This window comes from Flavobacterium sp. RSP15 (assembly GCF_003968755.1).
In the GTDB taxonomy this organism is placed as follows: Bacteria; Bacteroidota; Bacteroidia; order Flavobacteriales; family Flavobacteriaceae; genus Flavobacterium.
The window spans coordinates 1-15,966 of record NZ_RYDL01000006.1 but is presented as its reverse complement, the minus strand read 5'-3'; the positions used below and the strand labels follow the sequence as shown (position 1 = coordinate 15,966).

Below are 15,966 nucleotides of genomic sequence, written 5' to 3'. Positions count from 1 at the left end.
AAGATATGGCACGTTCATTAAAAAAAGGACCTTTCGTTCATTATAAGTTAGACAAGAAAGTTCAAGAAAACATTGCAGGTGGAAACAAAGGAGTTGTTAAGACATGGTCTAGAGCTTCTATGATTACTCCAGACTTTGTTGGGCAAACTATCGCAGTTCATAACGGTCGTCAATTTGTACCAGTTTACGTAACAGAAAACATGGTAGGTCACAAATTAGGAGAATTTTCACCAACTAGATCTTTTAGAGGTCATGCTGGAGCAAAAAATAAAGGTAAAAAATAAGAAGCAATGGGAGTTCGTAAAAGAGAAACAGCAGATGCGAGAAAAGAGGCTAATAAGTCTATTGCTTTCGCAAAATTGAATAACTGCCCCACTTCACCTAGAAAAATGCGCTTAGTAGCGGACTTGGTAAGAGGTCAGAAGGTAGAAAGAGCATTGAACATCTTAAGATTTAGTTCTAAAGAAGCTTCAAGAAAATTAGAAAAATTGGTTTTGTCTGTAATTGCCAACTGGCAAGCAAAAAACCCTGACGCTAATATGGAAGAAGCAGGTTTATTTGTAAAAACGATAACAGTAGATGGTGGAATGATGTTGAAAAGACTTCGTCCAGCTCCACAGGGTCGTGCACACAGAATTAGAAAACGTTCTAATCACGTTACAATCGTGCTTGGATCTATTAATAACACACAAGCAATTTAATAAAGATGGGACAAAAGACAAATCCAATTGGAAATAGACTTGGTATCATCAGAGGATGGGACTCAAACTGGTATGGTGGAAATGATTACGGTGATAAACTTGCCGAAGATTATAAAATCAGAAAGTACATCCATGCTCGTTTATCAAAAGCTAGTGTATCAAAAGTAATCATCGAGAGAACTTTGAAACTTGTAACCGTTACTATCACTACAGCCAGACCGGGTATTATTATTGGGAAAGGTGGACAAGAGGTAGACAAGTTGAAAGAAGAACTTAAGAAAGTTACTGACAAAGAGGTTCAAATCAACATCTTTGAAATCAAAAGACCTGAGCTTGACGCGTATCTAGTTGCTACCAGCATCTGTCGTCAAATCGAAAGCAGAATTTCTTACAGACGTGCAATCAAAATGGCAATTGCCGCCTCTATGCGTATGAACGCAGAAGGTATCAAAGTTTTGATTTCTGGTCGTTTGAATGGTGCTGAGATGGCTCGTTCAGAAGGTTTTAAAGAAGGTAGAATTCCTCTATCAACTTTCAGAGCTGATATTGATTATGCTTTGGCAGAAGCTCATACTACTTATGGTAGAATGGGGATCAAAGTGTGGATCATGAAAGGTGAAGTTTATGGAAAGAGAGATCTTTCTCCACTTGCTGGAATGGACAAAAAACAATCTGGTGCTGGTGGTAAAGGTGGCGATTCTCCTAGAGGAGACAGAAAGCCTTTTAATAAAGGTGGTAAACCAGACGCTCGTAAACGAAAGTAAATTTTTAAATTAAAGAAAAATGTTACAGCCTAAAAGAACAAAATACCGAAAGGTACAAAAGGGTAAAATGAAAGGGAATTCTCAAAGAGGACATGAACTTTCTAATGGAATGTTTGGTATTAAATCTGTACATGAAGATGGAATGTTCTTAACTTCTCGTCAAATAGAAGCTGCACGAATCGCTGCAACTCGTTTTATGAAAAGAGAAGGGCAGTTATGGATCAAAATATTTCCAGACAAACCAATTACTAAGAAGCCTCTTGAGGTACGTATGGGTAAAGGTAAAGGAGCAGTTGAGTATTGGGCTGCCGTTGTTAAACCCGGAAGGATTATGTTTGAAGTTGGAGGAGTTCCTTTGTCAGTTGCTAAAGAGGCGTTACGTCTTGCGGCTCAAAAGCTTCCAGTAAAAACTAAATTCGTCGTTGCTAGAGATTTCGAAGCATAATCTATATTATATTATGAAACAATCAGAAATAAAAGATCTTTCTGCAGCAGAGTTGCAAGAAAAGCTTAGCCAAACTAAGAAAACATACGCTGATCTAAAAATGGCTCACGCTATTTCACCAATTGAGAACCCACTTCAAATTAGAAGTGTAAGAAGAACAGTTGCAAGATTAGTTACTGAACTTACTAAAAGACAATAACTGTAGTCTGCTGAAAGATGGAAGAAAAAAGAAATTTAAGAAAAGAAAGAGTTGGTGTTGTAACTTCGGACAAAATGGATAAGTCTATTGTTGTTGCAGAAGTGCGTAAAGTAAAACACCCATTATACGGTAAGTTCGTGTTGAAAACTAAAAAGTATCACGCACACGACGAAATGAACGACTGTAACATTGGAGATACCGTAAGGATTAGCGAAACGCGTCCTTTAAGTAAAACCAAATGTTGGAGGTTAGTTGAAATCTTAGAAAGAGCTAAATAATTATGGTACAACAAGAATCAAGACTAAAAGTAGCAGATAATACTGGAGCAAAGGAAGTTTTAACTATCCGTGTTTTAGGAGGTACCAAAAGAAGGTACGCCTCTGTTGGTGACAAGATTGTAGTTTCTATCAAAGATACTGCTCCTAACGGAAGCGTTAAAAAAGGAGCTGTTTCAACTGCAGTTGTTGTACGTACCAAAAAAGAAGTAAGAAGAGCCGATGGTTCATACATTAGGTTTGATGACAACGCATGTGTGTTATTGAATGCTGCTGGTGAAATGAGAGGAACTCGTGTTTTTGGTCCGGTAGCAAGAGAACTTCGTGAAAAACAATTCATGAAAATTGTATCATTAGCACCAGAAGTGCTTTAATTTGTTTTAAGATGATAAAGCTAAAAATAAAATCAGGTGATATAGTAAGAGTAATTGCTGGAGACCATAAAGGTGCGGAAGGTAAAGTATTACGTGTGTACCGTGAGAAAAACAAAGCGATTGTTGAAGGTGTTAACATGGTATCGAAACATACGAAACCAAGTGCAAAAAGCCCTCAAGGTGGTATCGTAAAGAAGGAAGCTTCTATACAAATATCTAATATTTCTTTAATTGATCCTAAAACTAAGGAAACAACAAGAGTTGGTATTAGAGTAGAAGGAGATAAGAAAGTAAGATTTTCAAAAAAATCTAATCAAGTACTATAGTAATGGAGTATATACCTAGACTAAAAGAAGAATATAAGAGCAGAGTAATTGCTGCTCTTAAAGAGGAATTCGGATACGTAAACGTAATGCAAGTTCCAAAATTGGAAAAAATCGTTTTAAGTAAAGGAGTTGGTGCAGCTGTATCTGATAAAAAACTAATTGACTATGCGGTTGATGAGTTGACAAAGATTACTGGACAGAAAGCAATATCCACTATTTCAAAGAAAGACGTTGCGTCATTCAAATTGAGAAAAGGGATGCCTATTGGAGCAAAAGTTACTTTGCGTGGAGAAAGAATGTATGAGTTTTTAGATAGACTTATTACTTCAGCTTTGCCGCGTGTAAGGGATTTCAGTGGTATTAAAGCTACTGGTTTTGATGGAAGAGGAAATTATAACCTTGGAGTTTTGGAGCAAATCATTTTCCCAGAAATTGATATTGATAAAGTTAACAAAATTTCAGGTATGGATATTTCCTTTGTAACTACTGCTAAAACAGACAAGGAAGCAAAATCATTATTGGCTGAACTAGGTTTACCTTTTAAAAAGAATTAAGACATGGCTAAAGAATCAATGAAAGCCCGCGAGGTTAAGAGAGAAAAAACAGTAGCTAAGTATGCTGAGAAAAGAAAAGCTTTGTTAGAAGCTGGAGATTTCGTAGGTTTGCAAAAGTTGCCAAAAAATGCTTCACCAGTTCGTTTGCACAATCGTTGTAAATTAACAGGTAGACCAAGAGGGTATATGCGTCAATTCGGTCTTTCACGTGTTACATTTCGTGAAATGGCAAATAACGGATTGATACCAGGTGTTAAAAAAGCATCTTGGTAAAATTTAATTATGAATTTCAAATTATGAATTACATTTTAAAATGTAATTCGTAGTTTGAAATTTATGATTATAGAAATTTATAAATTGGTTTCAGGTTCGGCAAATACTTTGTCGAAAACCGTTGCCGCAAATCAATACATATGTATACAGATCCTATTGCAGATTATTTGACGAGAGTTAGAAACGCTGTGGCTGCAAACCACAAAGTCGTTGAGATTCCTGCATCTAATCTAAAAAAAGAAATAACTAAGATCTTATTTGATCAAGGTTATATCTTGAGTTACAAATTTGAAGACAACGCTGTTCAGGGTTCAATCAAAATTGCTTTGAAGTATGATAAAGATACTAAAGAGTCCGTAATTAAAGATATCCAAAGAATTAGTAAACCAGGTTTACGTAAATATTCAAGTTCTTCTACCATTCCTAGAATCCTTAATGGATTAGGCATCGCTATTGTATCTACTTCTAAAGGGTTGATGACAGGAAAAAAAGCGAAGCAATTGAATGTAGGTGGTGAAGTAATTTGTTACGTATACTAATTTAAAGACTATAATAAGATGTCAAGAATAGGTAAAAGTCCGGTTGTAATCCCTGCTGGTGTAACTGTTGAAGTTGCAAATGGTATTATTACAGTAAAAGGAAAAAATGGTCAACTAACTCAGGAGTTTTCGGACGTTACTGTTACAGTTGAAGGGGATCTAGTTCAAGTAGAAAGATCTTCTGATCACAAAGACCAAAGAGCAAAACACGGTTTGTATAGATCTTTGATCAATAACATGATTATAGGTGTAACAGATGGTTTTACTAAGTCATTAGAATTGGTAGGAGTTGGTTACAGAGCTTCAAATCAAGGACAAAAATTAGATTTAGCACTTGGTTATTCTCACAATATTGTTTTAGAAATTGCTCCAGAAGTGACTTTAGAAACAATATCTGAAAAAGGTAAAAACCCTATCGTGAAATTAACATCATTTGACAAACAACTTTTAGGGCAAGTAGCTGCGAAAATCAGAGGTTTCCGTAAGCCAGAGCCGTATAAAGGAAAAGGTGTTAAATTTGTAGGGGAAGTATTAAGAAGAAAAGCAGGTAAATCAGCTTAAAAAATAAGATTATGTCATTAACAAAACCTGAAAGAAGACAACGAATTAGATTCAGAATTAGAAAAACAATTAGTGGTACTGCTACTAATCCAAGACTATCTGTATTTAGAAGTAACAAAGAAATTTACGCGCAACTTATTGATGACGTAAACGGAGTTACTATATTGGCGGCTTCTTCAAGAGAAAAAGAAATAGGTAACGGTACGAACATTGAAGTGGCTACAGCAGTTGGAAAACTAGTTGCTGAAAAAGCTTTAAAAGCTGGGATAGACGTAGTAACTTTCGATAGAGGAGGTTATTTATATCACGGACGTATTAAATCATTAGCGGAAGGCGCAAGAGCGGCTGGACTTAAATTCTAATATAGTATGTCTAATAGTAAATACAAGAATGTAGAGTTAGTAAAACCAAGTGGTCTTGAATTAAAAGATCGTTTGGTAAGTGTAAATCGTGTTACTAAGGTTACAAAGGGTGGTAGAGCTTTTGGTTTTTCTGCTATTGTAGTCGTAGGTGATGAAAACGGAGTGGTTGGACACGGATTAGGAAAATCTAAAGATGTTGCTGAAGCAATTGCGAAAGCAGTAGAAGATGCTAAGAAAAATTTAGTGAAAATTCCTTTGAATGGTCAGTCAGTTCCTCACGAACAAAAAGGTAAATTTGGTGGTGCACGTGTATTCTTAATTCCTGCCTCTCATGGTACAGGAGTTATTGCTGGTGGAGCTGTTCGTTCAGTTCTTGAATCAGTAGGAATTCATGATGTATTATCTAAATCTCAGGGATCTTCAAATCCTCACAACGTAGTAAAAGCAACTTTTGATGCTTTATTACAAATGAGAAGTGCTTATACTGTTGCAAAACAAAGAGGCGTTTCTTTAGAAAAAGTTTTTAAAGGTTAATTCAAGGAAATTATGGCTAAATTATTAGTAAAACAAGTTAGAAGCAAAATCAACTGTCCTCTTACTCAAAAGAGAGGTTTGGAAGCTTTAGGTCTACGTAAAATGGGACAAGTTGTAGAGCATGATTCAAACCCTACAATCCTTGGGATGATAAATAAAGTTAAACACTTAGTTTCTGTTAAAGAAGCTAAATAACAAATACTGTTATGAATTTAAGTAACTTACAACCTGCTGAAGGTGCTACACACAATCAAAATAAAAGATTAGGTAGAGGAGAAGGTTCCGGAAAAGGTGGTACTTCTGCAAGAGGTCACAAAGGAGCCAAATCTCGTTCTGGTTATTCTAAAAAGATTGGTTTTGAAGGGGGTCAAATGCCACTTCAAAGACGTGTACCTAAGTTTGGTTTTACAAACATCAATCGTAAAGATTACGAAGGTGTAAATCTTGATACACTTCAACTATTAGTTGATAATGGTGTTATTAAAGATACTGTTGATATGACAGTTTATGTTGCTAATCGTTTAGCTACTAAAAATGAAATCGTTAAGATTTTAGGTAGAGGTGAATTGACAGCAAAATTAAAAGTAACCGCTCACAAATTTACTGCTACTGCAAAAGCTGCTATTGAAGCTGCTGGTGGAGAAGCTGTAACAATGTAATTTTTCAATTAATATGAAGAAATTTATTGAGTCAATTAGTAATGTTTGGAAAATCGAGGAACTGAAAAATAGAATCCTAATTACATTGGGTTTGCTTTTAGTGTATCGTTTTGGGGCTCAAGTAACCTTACCAGGTATTGATGCTACACAGTTGGGTAATTTAGCCGGACAAACTAAAGAAGGAATTGGTTCAATTCTTGATATGTTTACTGGAGGAGCTTTTTCACAGGCTTCTGTTTTTGCCTTAGGAATAATGCCTTACATTTCTGCTTCAATTGTTGTTCAGTTGATGGGAATTGCGGTTCCATACTTGCAAAAACTTCAAAGCGATGGAGAAAGCGGTAGAAAAAAAATTAATCAAATTACACGTTGGTTGACTATTGGTATCACCTTGGTTCAAGGTCCTACTTACATCTACAATTTATATAGAACGTTACCTAGTAATGCATTTTTATTGGGATTCAATTCATTTGAATTCTTATTTTCGTCAGTAATTATTTTAGTCACAGGTACAATTTTTGCGATGTGGTTAGGAGAAAAAATTACAGATAAGGGAATAGGAAATGGTATATCTTTGTTGATTATGGTGGGTATTTTGGCAAGGTTGCCTCAGGCATTCATCCAAGAATTTACCACGAGAGTGACTAATAATAACGGTGGTCCGATGTTGTTAGTTATCGAAATTATCATTTGGTTATTGGTTATTGTTTGTTGTGTACTGCTGGTTATGGCGATTAGGAGAATTCCTGTTCAATATGCCAGACGAACTACTTCAGGGGATTTTGAACAAGACATGTTAGGTGGAAATAGACAGTGGATCCCTTTAAAGCTTAATGCTTCTGGGGTGATGCCAATTATTTTTGCTCAAGCAATTATGTTCATTCCAGCTGCTTTGGCAGGACTGTCTAAATCAGATGCTTCGCAGTCAATCGTTGGCGCTTTTAGTAATATGTTTGGTTTCTGGTATAATTTAGTTTTTGCAACGTTAATAATTGTATTTACTTTCTTTTATACTGCAATCACAGTTCCTACTAACAAGATGTCTGATGATTTAAAGAGAAGCGGTGGTTTTATACCGGGCATCAGACCAGGAGTTGAAACTTCTGATTATCTTGATAAGGTAATGTCTTTAATAACTTTTCCAGGATCTTTATTTCTTGCTTTGATTGCCGTGTTCCCGGCGATAATTGTAAGTGTTATGGATGTTCAACAATCCTGGGCAATGTTTTTCGGAGGTACTTCATTGATAATTATGGTAGGTGTTGCCATTGACACAATGCAGCAAATCAATTCATATTTGCTAAATAAGCATTATGATGGTTTAATGAAAAGTGGTAAAAATAGAAAAGCAGTAGCTTAACTTTATGGCAAAACAATCAGCAATAGAACAAGACGGATCGATCATTGAAGCATTATCAAATGCAATGTTTCGTGTAGAGTTAGAGAATGGACATATAGTAATCGCGCATATATCTGGAAAAATGCGTATGCATTATATCAAATTATTACCTGGTGATAAAGTGAAACTAGAAATGAGCCCTTACGATTTGTCAAAAGCAAGAATTACTTATAGATATTAAAGGATATTCAAAATGAAAGTTAGAGCTTCAGTAAAAAAGAGAAGTCCCGAGTGCAAAATTGTGCGAAGAAAAGGGAGATTGTACGTAATAAACAAAAAGAATCCTAGATTTAAACAAAGACAAGGATAATTATGGCAAGAATAGCAGGGGTAGATATCCCAAAAAATAAGAGAGGTGTTATAGCACTTACCTACATCTTCGGATTAGGAAATAGTAGAGCTATTGAGATTTTAGAAAAAGCTCAAGTAAGCCAAGATAAAAAGGTTCAAGACTGGAATGATGATGAGATCGGAGCGATTCGTGAAGCAGTATCCACTTTCAAAATTGAAGGAGAATTGCGTTCAGAAGTTTCTTTAAACATCAAACGTCTTATGGATATTGGGTGTTACAGAGGTATTCGTCACAGAACTGGTCTTCCATTAAGAGGACAAAGAACTAAGAATAACTCCAGAACAAGAAAAGGTAAAAGAAAAACTGTTGCCAACAAGAAAAAAGCAACTAAATAATAAGTAATATGGCTAAAGCAACTGCAAAAAAACGTAAAGTTATCGTTGAATCAACGGGAGAAGCTCATATTTCTGCTACCTTCAACAATATCATCATTTCTTTGACAAACAAAAAAGGTGAAGTTATTTCTTGGTCTTCAGCTGGTAAAATGGGTTTTAGAGGTTCTAAAAAGAATACTCCATACGCAGCCCAAATGGCAGCAGAAGATTGTAGTAAAGTAGCTCTTGAAGCAGGACTTAAAAAAGTTAAGGTGTATGTTAAAGGACCAGGAAACGGACGTGAGTCTGCGATCCGTTCTTTGCATAACGGTGGAATTGAAGTGACTGAGATTATCGATGTTACTCCAATGCCTCACAACGGATGTCGTCCTCCAAAAAGACGTAGAGTTTAATAATATTTTTTTAGTATAACCTAGATAGAATACCGATTATCGAAGGATAAGACCTGAATTCATAATCTCTATCTTAAACAATTTAAAATGGCAAGATATACTGGTCCAAGTACAAGAATCGCCCGTAAATTCGGCGAAGCAATTTTCGGAGACGATAAAGCGTTCGAAAAAAGAAATTATCCACCCGGACAACACGGGATGGCTAAAAAAAGAGGAAAAAAATCTGAATTTGCTATCCAGTTAATGGAAAAACAAAAAGCTAAATATTCTTACGGAATTTTAGAAAAACAATTTAGAGGTTTATTCAAAAAAGCATCAGCAACTAAAGGTGTTACTGGTGAAGTTCTTTTACAATTATGTGAAGCACGATTAGATAACGTTGTTTTTAGAATGGGTATTGCCCCTTCAAGAAGAGGAGCTAGACAACTTGTTTCTCATAGACATGTCACTGTTAATGGTGACGTTGTAAATATAGCTTCTTACCACCTTAAACCTGGTGATAAAGTTGCAGTTCGTGAAAAATCTAAATCTTTAGAAGCAATCGAACGTTCTTTGTCTAATTCAAGTCATGTTTATGAATGGATTACTTGGAATAATGATATCAAAGAAGGTACTTTCGTTTCTGTACCAGCTAGACTTCAAATCCCAGAAAACATTAAAGAACAATTAATCGTAGAGTTGTACAACAAATAATAATTGACTTAGTCGAAATTTATGGCAATATTTAATTTTCAGAAGCCCGATAAAGTTATCATGATCGATTCAACCGATTTTGAAGGTAAATTTGAATTTAGACCTTTAGAACCGGGTTACGGATTGACCGTTGGTAATGCACTTAGAAGAGTTTTGCTTTCAGCATTAGAAGGTTATGCTATTACATCTGTTCGTATTGAAGGTGTAGATCATGAGTTTTCTACTATTTCAGGAGTTGTTGAGGACGTTACCGAAATTATCCTTAATCTTAAACAAGTACGTTTCAAACGACAAATTGAAGATATTGATAATGAATCAGTTACTATTTCTGTTTCCGGTAAAGATCAATTAACAGCTGGTGATTTTCAAAAATTTATTTCAGGTTTCCAAGTTTTGAATCCAGAACTAGTTATCTGTAATTTAGATCCTAAAATTAAACTTAATTTCGATTTAACGATCGAAAAAGGTAGAGGATATGTTCCTGCTGAAGAGAACAAAAAACAGAATGCTGCAATTGGAACTATTTTTACAGATTCAATTTTTACTCCGGTAAAAAATGTAAAGTATGCAATTGAAAACTTCCGTGTAGAGCAAAAAACAGATTATGAAAAATTAGTTTTTGAAATTAAAACTGATGGTTCTATCAATCCAAAAGATGCCCTTACTGAAGCTGCTAAAGTTTTGATTCACCATTTCATGTTGTTCTCTGACGAAAGAATTACACTCGAGGCTGACGAAATTGCACAAACAGAATCGTATGATGAAGAGTCATTGCACATGAGACAATTGCTTAAAACTAAGCTTGTTGATATGGATCTTTCTGTAAGAGCATTAAATTGTTTGAAAGCGGCTGAAGTTGATACACTTGGTGATTTAGTATCGTTCAACAAAAATGACCTAATGAAATTCCGTAATTTTGGTAAAAAATCTTTAACTGAACTTGATGAACTTGTTGCAGTTAAAAATTTGAACTTCGGTATGGATTTAGCAAAATACAAACTAGATAAAGAATAAATTACTTCATATTTTGATCTCCAAAATGGATAGCATCAAGATGAAAGTATAAAAAAACACGTCATGAGACACGGAAAAAAATTCAATCACTTAAGCAGACAGACTGCACATAGAAAATCTATGTTAGCTAATATGGCTTGTTCTCTTATAGAGCACAAACGTATTAACACTACTGTTGCTAAAGCAAAAGCGCTTAAACAATTCGTTGAGCCTTTAATAACAAAATCAAAACAAGATACGACTCACAATCGTCGTATCGTTTTTGCTTACTTACGTAGCAAATATGCGGTAACTGACTTGTTCAGAGACGTAGCTGCTAAAGTAGGAGACCGTCCAGGTGGATACACACGTATCATTAAAGTTGGGAATCGTTTAGGAGATAATGCCGATATGGCAATGATCGAGTTAGTAGATTTCAATGAACTTTACAATGGTGGTAAAAAAGAAGTTAAAAAAGCAAAAAGCCGTCGTGGTGGGAAAGCTAAAAAAGCAGATGAGGCTACTGAAGCTACAGCTGCTGAAGGTGAACCAACTGCAGAGACAGCTGCTGAGTAATTATGAAAATAATCATTCAATAAAAATCAAGGATAAGCTATTTATAGTTTATCCTTTTTTTTTGATTTTTTCGGAACAAAAAACGTAATATTTAATAGTGAATTGTCTTGCTGTTCACTGTATCTTTTGCTTTTAAAGAAAAATCAAAAAGATGCCTCCAGACGCTCCAAGGTCTTCAGAGCTATAGGGTAGAATTTTTATTATACAATAAATTTCAAAAACTTGCATCCATTGCTTTAAACAATTAAATTTGCACAATATTTAACTATATATGAAACCCGCTTTGCGAGTTCCATGATACTATTATAATAACATTAGATAGCAACGAATGAAATATACAACAAGACAAAGCGCCATTCTTTTATTGAGTGACGGAACCATATTCCATGGTAAATCTATTGGAATCAGCGGAACTACCTTTGGGGAAGTTTGTTTTAACACCGGAATGACAGGTTATCAGGAAATATTCACTGACCCTTCTTATTTTGGACAATTAATGGTTGCTACGAACGCTCATATTGGAAATTATGGAGTAAACGATTCAGAAATAGAATCAGGTAGTGTCAAAATTGCCGGGTTGGTTTGTAAAAATTTTAGCTTTAATTATTCTCGTTCCGATGCTTCAGGTAGTTTAGAAGATTATTTTATCAAACAAAACTTGATCTGTATATCTGATGTAGATACGCGTGCCCTGGTTAGTTATATTCGGGAGAACGGTGCTATGAATGCTGTAATTTGTACAGATGATACCTCAGTAGAAGAACTAAAAATTTCTTTGTCAAAAGTCCCTGATATGAAGGGTTTAGAATTAGCATCTAAAGTTTCTACTACGGAACCTTATTTTTTTGGTGAGGAGAAGGCAACCTATAAAATTGCAGCACTTGATTTAGGAATAAAAATGAATATCCTCCGCAATCTGGCTAAAAGAGACTGTTATATCAAAGTATTTCCTTATGATTCGACGTACCAGGATTTAGCTGCATTTAATCCGGATGGATACTTCTTATCTAATGGTCCTGGTGATCCTGAGCCTCTTTCGGGTGCTATTCAAGTGGCTAAAGAAATTCTTGACAATGATAAACCTTTATTTGGAATCTGTCTTGGACACCAAATAATTGGTCTTGCTAATGGAATTTCTACTTATAAAATGTTTAATGGGCACAGAGGAATAAATCATCCTGTAAAAAATATCATCACTGGAAAAGGGGAAATAACTTCTCAAAATCATGGTTTTGCGGTTAATAAAGAGGAATTGGATAATCATCCAAATCTTGAAATTACGCATCTTCATCTTAATGATGGAACTGTTGCAGGGATGCGCATGAAAAACAAAAATTGTTTTTCTGTTCAATACCACCCTGAAGCAAGTCCTGGGCCCCATGATTCGTCGTATTTATTTGATCAGTTTATTGAAAATATTAAAGGATAAAGACAGTTATTTAATTGTGAAAATTTTAAAACAGAAGGGTTTGACTTTAATCATAAAGTCAGGCCTTTTTTTATGCGAAAAATAATTTTTATACTACTATCTATGATATTTTAGTCCTATTTTGCGCTGTCTCGATGCAATACGCATCTTGACTGTGAATTTTAAAGAAAAAAAGCACTTTCAAAAGTGAATATAATTTCACGAATATATAATGAAAAAAGTAAAATTAATTTGGTACTGCAAAATAAAATTTTAATAAAGTAGAAAAGTGTTATTTCTAAAATAATTATAACGTTTTCGTTAATAACATTCATTATTTTCATAATGTCATTACAAAAGATAGAATATATTTGTATTACTAAATAAAAATTAGAAAATATGAGTATAATTATCAAAATTCACGCAAGACAAATTTTTGATTCAAGAGGAAATCCTACAATTGAAGTAGATGTAATTACAGACAATGGTGTTTTAGGAAGAGCAGCAGTTCCATCTGGAGCTTCTACCGGTAAACATGAAGCAGTGGAGTTACGTGACGGAGGAAAAGCTTTTCTTGGTAAAGGAGTTTTGAATGCGGTGAAAAATGTGAATACCCTTATTTCGGAAGAACTTCTTGGAGTTTCCGTTTTTGAACAAAATGTTATTGATCAAATGATGATTGATTTAGATGGCACGCCTAATAAATCAAACTTGGGAGCAAATTCAATTTTGGGTGTGTCTTTGGCTGTTGCCAAAGCGGCAGCAAATGAATTAGGATTGCCTTTGTATCGATATGTAGGCGGCGTTTCTGCGAATACATTGCCCGTTCCTATGATGAATATCATCAATGGAGGTTCACATTCTGATGCGCCAATTTCGTTTCAGGAATTCATGATCATACCCGTTAAAGCAACTTCTTTTACGCATGCAATGCAAATGGGGACTGAGATTTTTCATAGCCTTAAAAAAGTATTACATGATAGAGGTTTAAGTACAGCTGTTGGTGATGAAGGTGGTTTTGCGCCAAACCTTGCCGGTGGTACAGAGGATGCATTGGACACGATCAAAAAAGCAGTTGAGGCTGCTGGTTATACTTTTGGTGACGAAATCATGGTGGCTTTAGACTGTGCGGCTTCTGAATTTTTTGTAAACGGAAAATACGATTATACGAAATTTGAAGGCGAAACGGGTAAAATTAGAACTTCAGAAGAGCAAGCCGATTATTTAGCTGAATTAGCAGCTAATTACCCTATTATCTCTATCGAAGACGGAATGGATGAAAATGACTGGGATGGGTGGAAATACCTGACGGATAAAATTGGTGATAAAGTACAATTAGTAGGGGATGATTTATTTGTTACTAATGTGGAACGATTGTCAACAGGAATCGAAAAAGGAATTGCAAATTCAATTTTGGTTAAAGTAAACCAAATAGGTACTTTGACTGAAACTATTGCAGCGGTCAATATGGCTAAAAACGCCGGCTTTACCTCGGTAATGTCACACCGTTCCGGAGAGACGGAGGACAATACTATTGCAGATCTAGCAGTAGCATTGAATTGTGGACAAATCAAGACCGGTTCTGCATCTCGTTCAGACCGTATGGCTAAATACAATCAATTATTGCGAATTGAAGAAGAATTAGGCGATACCGCTTATTTTCCGGGAAAAAACGCTTTTAAAATAAAATAAGTTCTAATACTATCTTTTTTAGCCATTCACTTCGTGTGAATGGCTTTTTTTTGGTAATATTTAACATTTTCATTGTGTTATTCTCTTTTTAATTAGTGTTTAATTCCCTAGATTTGATAAATTATTATTTTAAAAGTTTATTTTCAAATATATTATGTCAAAAACAGCAACATTAGAAATCGACGGAAAAAAAATTGAACTGCCTATAGTAGTAGGTAGCGAAAATGAAGTTGCCATCGATATTAACAAATTACGTGATTTATCCGGTATAATTACTCTTGATCCGGGCTATAAAAATTCAGGTTCTTGTAAGAGTGATATTACTTTTCTGGACGGAGAATTAGGAATTCTTCGCTACAGAGGATACGCTATTGAAGATTTAGCAGAAAAAGCTGATTTTCTTGAAGTGTCTTATCTTTTAATTTTTGGAGAATTGCCTACTACTAAACAGTTGGCGCAATTTGAAACGGATATCAGAAAATACACGCTGGTCAATGAAGAAATGAAAAACATCATTGATGGTTTTCCAAAAACAGCCCATCCAATGGGTGTTTTAGCTGCTTTGACAAGTGCATTGACTGCGTTCAACCCTAAATCGGTTAATGTAGATAATGAAAAAGAAATGTATGAAGCAGTTTGTAAAACCATGGGGAAATTCCTGGTTATTGCCACTTGGACCTACAGAAAAAGTATGGGTTATCCTTTGAATTATTATGATAACACTAAAGGGTATGTGGAGAATTTCATGCATTTGATGTTTGAATTGCCTACAGAGCCGTATACGCCAAACCCTGTGGTAGTTGATGCATTAGACAAGTTGTTTATACTTCATGGCGATCATGAGCAAAATTGTTCCACCTCTACCGTTAGAATGGTGGGTTCCTCACATGCGGGATTATTTGCATCAATATCTGCCGGAGTTTCAGCTCTTTGGGGGCCGTTGCACGGTGGTGCCAATCAGGCAGTTCTTGAAATGCTGGAAGAAATCCATAGAAATGGCGGTGATGCAGATAAATATATGGCTAAAGCCAAAGATAAAAATGATCCTTTTAGATTGATGGGTTTTGGACATAGAGTCTATAAAAACTTTGATCCAAGAGCAAAAATTATCAAAAAAGCAGCAAATGAAGTTTTAGCAACTTTAGGAGTTGAAGACCCAATTCTTGCTATTGCTAAAAAGTTAGAAGCAGCGGCTTTGGAAGATGAGTATTTCAAATCAAGAAATTTATATCCTAATGTAGACTTCTACTCTGGAATTATTTACAGAGCGCTAGGAATTCCTACTGATATGTTTACAGTTATGTTTGCCATAGGGCGTTTGCCGGGTTGGATTGCACAATGGAAAGAAATGCGAGAAAATAAAGAGCCTATCGGAAGACCAAGACAAATTTACACAGGACATCCTTTGCGAGAATTCAAGACCTCTGATAAAAGATAAAAAATAAAAAGCTTCACAAATTTGTGAAGCTTTTTTTATATTTGCTAAATGTCCCGTCCTGAAATAGCGATACACAAAAAGTATCCTAATGGAAAAACATGAAGAAACACGCTATGTGAAGC

Annotated in this window: 27 protein-coding genes; all 27 read left to right on the top strand. The window is 35.2% G+C overall.

Annotated elements, in window-relative coordinates:
* The first annotated feature begins 5 nt into the window (after positions 1-5).
* The 27 genes from rpsS (at position 6) to EKM00_RS08060 (ending at position 15,844) form a co-directional block, all read left to right on the top strand.
* A complete protein-coding gene (rpsS, locus tag EKM00_RS08190; RefSeq protein ID WP_007136562.1) occupies positions 6-284 on the top strand; it encodes a 30S ribosomal protein S19 in 279 nt (92 codons plus the stop codon).
* 6 nt (positions 285-290) lie between these two features.
* On the top strand, positions 291-701 hold the full coding sequence (gene rplV, locus EKM00_RS08185; protein ID WP_007136561.1) for a 50S ribosomal protein L22: 411 nt from the start codon (positions 291-293) through the stop codon (positions 699-701).
* A 5-nt stretch (positions 702-706) separates the two neighbouring features.
* The gene (rpsC, locus tag EKM00_RS08180) at positions 707-1,465 is read left to right on the top strand and encodes a 30S ribosomal protein S3 (protein ID WP_126451838.1); all 759 of its coding nucleotides are present in this window, start codon (positions 707-709) and stop codon (positions 1,463-1,465) included.
* A gap of 19 nt (positions 1,466-1,484) precedes the next feature.
* Positions 1,485-1,910 (top strand): 50S ribosomal protein L16, encoded by a 426-nt coding sequence (gene rplP / locus EKM00_RS08175; protein WP_007803637.1) that lies wholly within the window; start codon positions 1,485-1,487, stop codon positions 1,908-1,910.
* Positions 1,911-1,923: 13 nt separating this feature from the next.
* Positions 1,924-2,109, top strand: coding sequence for a 50S ribosomal protein L29 (rpmC, locus tag EKM00_RS08170; RefSeq protein ID WP_126451839.1), 186 nt, complete (start codon positions 1,924-1,926; stop codon positions 2,107-2,109).
* Positions 2,110-2,126: 17 nt separating this feature from the next.
* Positions 2,127-2,387: a 30S ribosomal protein S17 gene (gene rpsQ / locus EKM00_RS08165; protein WP_066081027.1), complete on the top strand. Its 261-nt coding sequence runs from the start codon at positions 2,127-2,129 to the stop codon at positions 2,385-2,387.
* 2 nt (positions 2,388-2,389) lie between these two features.
* Positions 2,390-2,758, top strand: coding sequence for a 50S ribosomal protein L14 (gene rplN / locus EKM00_RS08160; RefSeq protein ID WP_026717863.1), 369 nt, complete (start codon positions 2,390-2,392; stop codon positions 2,756-2,758).
* 11 nt (positions 2,759-2,769) lie between these two features.
* Positions 2,770-3,084 carry a 50S ribosomal protein L24 gene (gene rplX / locus EKM00_RS08155; RefSeq protein WP_035668111.1) on the top strand — a complete coding sequence of 105 codons (315 nt, stop codon included), beginning with the start codon at positions 2,770-2,772 and terminating at the stop codon, positions 3,082-3,084.
* 2 nt (positions 3,085-3,086) lie between these two features.
* Positions 3,087-3,638, top strand: a complete 552-nt coding sequence (gene rplE / locus EKM00_RS08150) for a 50S ribosomal protein L5 (RefSeq protein ID WP_126451840.1) — start codon at positions 3,087-3,089, stop codon at positions 3,636-3,638.
* A 3-nt stretch (positions 3,639-3,641) separates the two neighbouring features.
* Positions 3,642-3,911 carry a 30S ribosomal protein S14 gene (rpsN, locus tag EKM00_RS08145; protein ID WP_007136553.1) on the top strand — a complete coding sequence of 90 codons (270 nt, stop codon included), beginning with the start codon at positions 3,642-3,644 and terminating at the stop codon, positions 3,909-3,911.
* 140 nt (positions 3,912-4,051) lie between these two features.
* Positions 4,052-4,450 (top strand): 30S ribosomal protein S8, encoded by a 399-nt coding sequence (rpsH, locus tag EKM00_RS08140; protein WP_066081018.1) that lies wholly within the window; start codon positions 4,052-4,054, stop codon positions 4,448-4,450.
* Positions 4,451-4,468: 18 nt separating this feature from the next.
* The gene (rplF, locus tag EKM00_RS08135; RefSeq protein ID WP_126451841.1) at positions 4,469-5,011 is read left to right on the top strand and encodes a 50S ribosomal protein L6; all 543 of its coding nucleotides are present in this window, start codon (positions 4,469-4,471) and stop codon (positions 5,009-5,011) included.
* An 11-nt stretch (positions 5,012-5,022) separates the two neighbouring features.
* On the top strand, positions 5,023-5,373 hold the full coding sequence (gene rplR, locus EKM00_RS08130) for a 50S ribosomal protein L18 (RefSeq protein ID WP_113636694.1): 351 nt from the start codon (positions 5,023-5,025) through the stop codon (positions 5,371-5,373).
* A 6-nt stretch (positions 5,374-5,379) separates the two neighbouring features.
* Entirely contained in the window at positions 5,380-5,907 is a 528-nt protein-coding gene (gene rpsE, locus EKM00_RS08125) for a 30S ribosomal protein S5 (RefSeq protein ID WP_126451842.1), read from the top strand.
* 12 nt (positions 5,908-5,919) lie between these two features.
* Positions 5,920-6,102 carry a 50S ribosomal protein L30 gene (rpmD, locus tag EKM00_RS08120; protein ID WP_126515853.1) on the top strand — a complete coding sequence of 61 codons (183 nt, stop codon included), beginning with the start codon at positions 5,920-5,922 and terminating at the stop codon, positions 6,100-6,102.
* Positions 6,103-6,113: 11 nt separating this feature from the next.
* A complete protein-coding gene (rplO, locus tag EKM00_RS08115) occupies positions 6,114-6,566 on the top strand; it encodes a 50S ribosomal protein L15 (RefSeq protein WP_126451843.1) in 453 nt (150 codons plus the stop codon).
* Between the two features lie 13 nt (positions 6,567-6,579).
* Positions 6,580-7,926 (top strand): preprotein translocase subunit SecY, encoded by a 1,347-nt coding sequence (gene secY, locus EKM00_RS08110; RefSeq protein ID WP_126451844.1) that lies wholly within the window; start codon positions 6,580-6,582, stop codon positions 7,924-7,926.
* 4 nt (positions 7,927-7,930) lie between these two features.
* The gene (gene infA, locus EKM00_RS08105; protein WP_007136545.1) at positions 7,931-8,146 is read left to right on the top strand and encodes a translation initiation factor IF-1; all 216 of its coding nucleotides are present in this window, start codon (positions 7,931-7,933) and stop codon (positions 8,144-8,146) included.
* Between the two features lie 12 nt (positions 8,147-8,158).
* The gene (ykgO, locus tag EKM00_RS08100) at positions 8,159-8,275 is read left to right on the top strand and encodes a type B 50S ribosomal protein L36 (protein WP_008992256.1); all 117 of its coding nucleotides are present in this window, start codon (positions 8,159-8,161) and stop codon (positions 8,273-8,275) included.
* A gap of 2 nt (positions 8,276-8,277) precedes the next feature.
* A complete protein-coding gene (gene rpsM / locus EKM00_RS08095; protein WP_091173715.1) occupies positions 8,278-8,652 on the top strand; it encodes a 30S ribosomal protein S13 in 375 nt (124 codons plus the stop codon).
* Between the two features lie 8 nt (positions 8,653-8,660).
* The gene (gene rpsK / locus EKM00_RS08090; protein WP_024981527.1) at positions 8,661-9,044 is read left to right on the top strand and encodes a 30S ribosomal protein S11; all 384 of its coding nucleotides are present in this window, start codon (positions 8,661-8,663) and stop codon (positions 9,042-9,044) included.
* Positions 9,045-9,131: 87 nt separating this feature from the next.
* Positions 9,132-9,737 carry a 30S ribosomal protein S4 gene (gene rpsD, locus EKM00_RS08085; protein WP_073210389.1) on the top strand — a complete coding sequence of 202 codons (606 nt, stop codon included), beginning with the start codon at positions 9,132-9,134 and terminating at the stop codon, positions 9,735-9,737.
* A gap of 21 nt (positions 9,738-9,758) precedes the next feature.
* Positions 9,759-10,751 (top strand): DNA-directed RNA polymerase subunit alpha, encoded by a 993-nt coding sequence (locus tag EKM00_RS08080; protein WP_126451845.1) that lies wholly within the window; start codon positions 9,759-9,761, stop codon positions 10,749-10,751.
* Between the two features lie 63 nt (positions 10,752-10,814).
* Positions 10,815-11,306 carry a 50S ribosomal protein L17 gene (gene rplQ, locus EKM00_RS08075; protein WP_126515852.1) on the top strand — a complete coding sequence of 164 codons (492 nt, stop codon included), beginning with the start codon at positions 10,815-10,817 and terminating at the stop codon, positions 11,304-11,306.
* A gap of 328 nt (positions 11,307-11,634) precedes the next feature.
* The gene (gene carA, locus EKM00_RS08070) at positions 11,635-12,735 is read left to right on the top strand and encodes a glutamine-hydrolyzing carbamoyl-phosphate synthase small subunit (protein WP_126515851.1); all 1,101 of its coding nucleotides are present in this window, start codon (positions 11,635-11,637) and stop codon (positions 12,733-12,735) included.
* A gap of 378 nt (positions 12,736-13,113) precedes the next feature.
* Entirely contained in the window at positions 13,114-14,406 is a 1,293-nt protein-coding gene (eno, locus tag EKM00_RS08065; protein ID WP_126515850.1) for a phosphopyruvate hydratase, read from the top strand.
* 154 nt (positions 14,407-14,560) lie between these two features.
* The gene (locus EKM00_RS08060; RefSeq protein ID WP_126451849.1) at positions 14,561-15,844 is read left to right on the top strand and encodes a citrate synthase; all 1,284 of its coding nucleotides are present in this window, start codon (positions 14,561-14,563) and stop codon (positions 15,842-15,844) included.
* Positions 15,845-15,966: the final 122 nt, after the last annotated feature.

What these genes read in the sequence shown, in the direction of transcription:
- rpsS (WP_007136562.1), top strand. Translation starts at nt 6, where the DNA reads ATGGCACGTTCATTAAAAAAAGGACCTTTCGTTCATTATAAGTTAGAC.
- rplV (WP_007136561.1), top strand. Translation starts at nt 291, where the DNA reads ATGGGAGTTCGTAAAAGAGAAACAGCAGATGCGAGAAAAGAGGCTAAT.
- rpsC (WP_126451838.1), top strand. Translation starts at nt 707, where the DNA reads ATGGGACAAAAGACAAATCCAATTGGAAATAGACTTGGTATCATCAGA.
- rplP (WP_007803637.1), top strand. Translation starts at nt 1,485, where the DNA reads ATGTTACAGCCTAAAAGAACAAAATACCGAAAGGTACAAAAGGGTAAA.
- rpmC (WP_126451839.1), top strand. Translation starts at nt 1,924, where the DNA reads ATGAAACAATCAGAAATAAAAGATCTTTCTGCAGCAGAGTTGCAAGAA.
- rpsQ (WP_066081027.1), top strand. Translation starts at nt 2,127, where the DNA reads ATGGAAGAAAAAAGAAATTTAAGAAAAGAAAGAGTTGGTGTTGTAACT.
- rplN (WP_026717863.1), top strand. Translation starts at nt 2,390, where the DNA reads ATGGTACAACAAGAATCAAGACTAAAAGTAGCAGATAATACTGGAGCA.
- rplX (WP_035668111.1), top strand. Translation starts at nt 2,770, where the DNA reads ATGATAAAGCTAAAAATAAAATCAGGTGATATAGTAAGAGTAATTGCT.
- rplE (WP_126451840.1), top strand. Translation starts at nt 3,087, where the DNA reads ATGGAGTATATACCTAGACTAAAAGAAGAATATAAGAGCAGAGTAATT.
- rpsN (WP_007136553.1), top strand. Translation starts at nt 3,642, where the DNA reads ATGGCTAAAGAATCAATGAAAGCCCGCGAGGTTAAGAGAGAAAAAACA.
- rpsH (WP_066081018.1), top strand. Translation starts at nt 4,052, where the DNA reads ATGTATACAGATCCTATTGCAGATTATTTGACGAGAGTTAGAAACGCT.
- rplF (WP_126451841.1), top strand. Translation starts at nt 4,469, where the DNA reads ATGTCAAGAATAGGTAAAAGTCCGGTTGTAATCCCTGCTGGTGTAACT.
- rplR (WP_113636694.1), top strand. Translation starts at nt 5,023, where the DNA reads ATGTCATTAACAAAACCTGAAAGAAGACAACGAATTAGATTCAGAATT.
- rpsE (WP_126451842.1), top strand. Translation starts at nt 5,380, where the DNA reads ATGTCTAATAGTAAATACAAGAATGTAGAGTTAGTAAAACCAAGTGGT.
- rpmD (WP_126515853.1), top strand. Translation starts at nt 5,920, where the DNA reads ATGGCTAAATTATTAGTAAAACAAGTTAGAAGCAAAATCAACTGTCCT.
- rplO (WP_126451843.1), top strand. Translation starts at nt 6,114, where the DNA reads ATGAATTTAAGTAACTTACAACCTGCTGAAGGTGCTACACACAATCAA.
- secY (WP_126451844.1), top strand. Translation starts at nt 6,580, where the DNA reads ATGAAGAAATTTATTGAGTCAATTAGTAATGTTTGGAAAATCGAGGAA.
- infA (WP_007136545.1), top strand. Translation starts at nt 7,931, where the DNA reads ATGGCAAAACAATCAGCAATAGAACAAGACGGATCGATCATTGAAGCA.
- ykgO (WP_008992256.1), top strand. Translation starts at nt 8,159, where the DNA reads ATGAAAGTTAGAGCTTCAGTAAAAAAGAGAAGTCCCGAGTGCAAAATT.
- rpsM (WP_091173715.1), top strand. Translation starts at nt 8,278, where the DNA reads ATGGCAAGAATAGCAGGGGTAGATATCCCAAAAAATAAGAGAGGTGTT.
- rpsK (WP_024981527.1), top strand. Translation starts at nt 8,661, where the DNA reads ATGGCTAAAGCAACTGCAAAAAAACGTAAAGTTATCGTTGAATCAACG.
- rpsD (WP_073210389.1), top strand. Translation starts at nt 9,132, where the DNA reads ATGGCAAGATATACTGGTCCAAGTACAAGAATCGCCCGTAAATTCGGC.
- EKM00_RS08080 (WP_126451845.1), top strand. Translation starts at nt 9,759, where the DNA reads ATGGCAATATTTAATTTTCAGAAGCCCGATAAAGTTATCATGATCGAT.
- rplQ (WP_126515852.1), top strand. Translation starts at nt 10,815, where the DNA reads ATGAGACACGGAAAAAAATTCAATCACTTAAGCAGACAGACTGCACAT.
- carA (WP_126515851.1), top strand. Translation starts at nt 11,635, where the DNA reads ATGAAATATACAACAAGACAAAGCGCCATTCTTTTATTGAGTGACGGA.
- eno (WP_126515850.1), top strand. Translation starts at nt 13,114, where the DNA reads ATGAGTATAATTATCAAAATTCACGCAAGACAAATTTTTGATTCAAGA.
- EKM00_RS08060 (WP_126451849.1), top strand. Translation starts at nt 14,561, where the DNA reads ATGTCAAAAACAGCAACATTAGAAATCGACGGAAAAAAAATTGAACTG.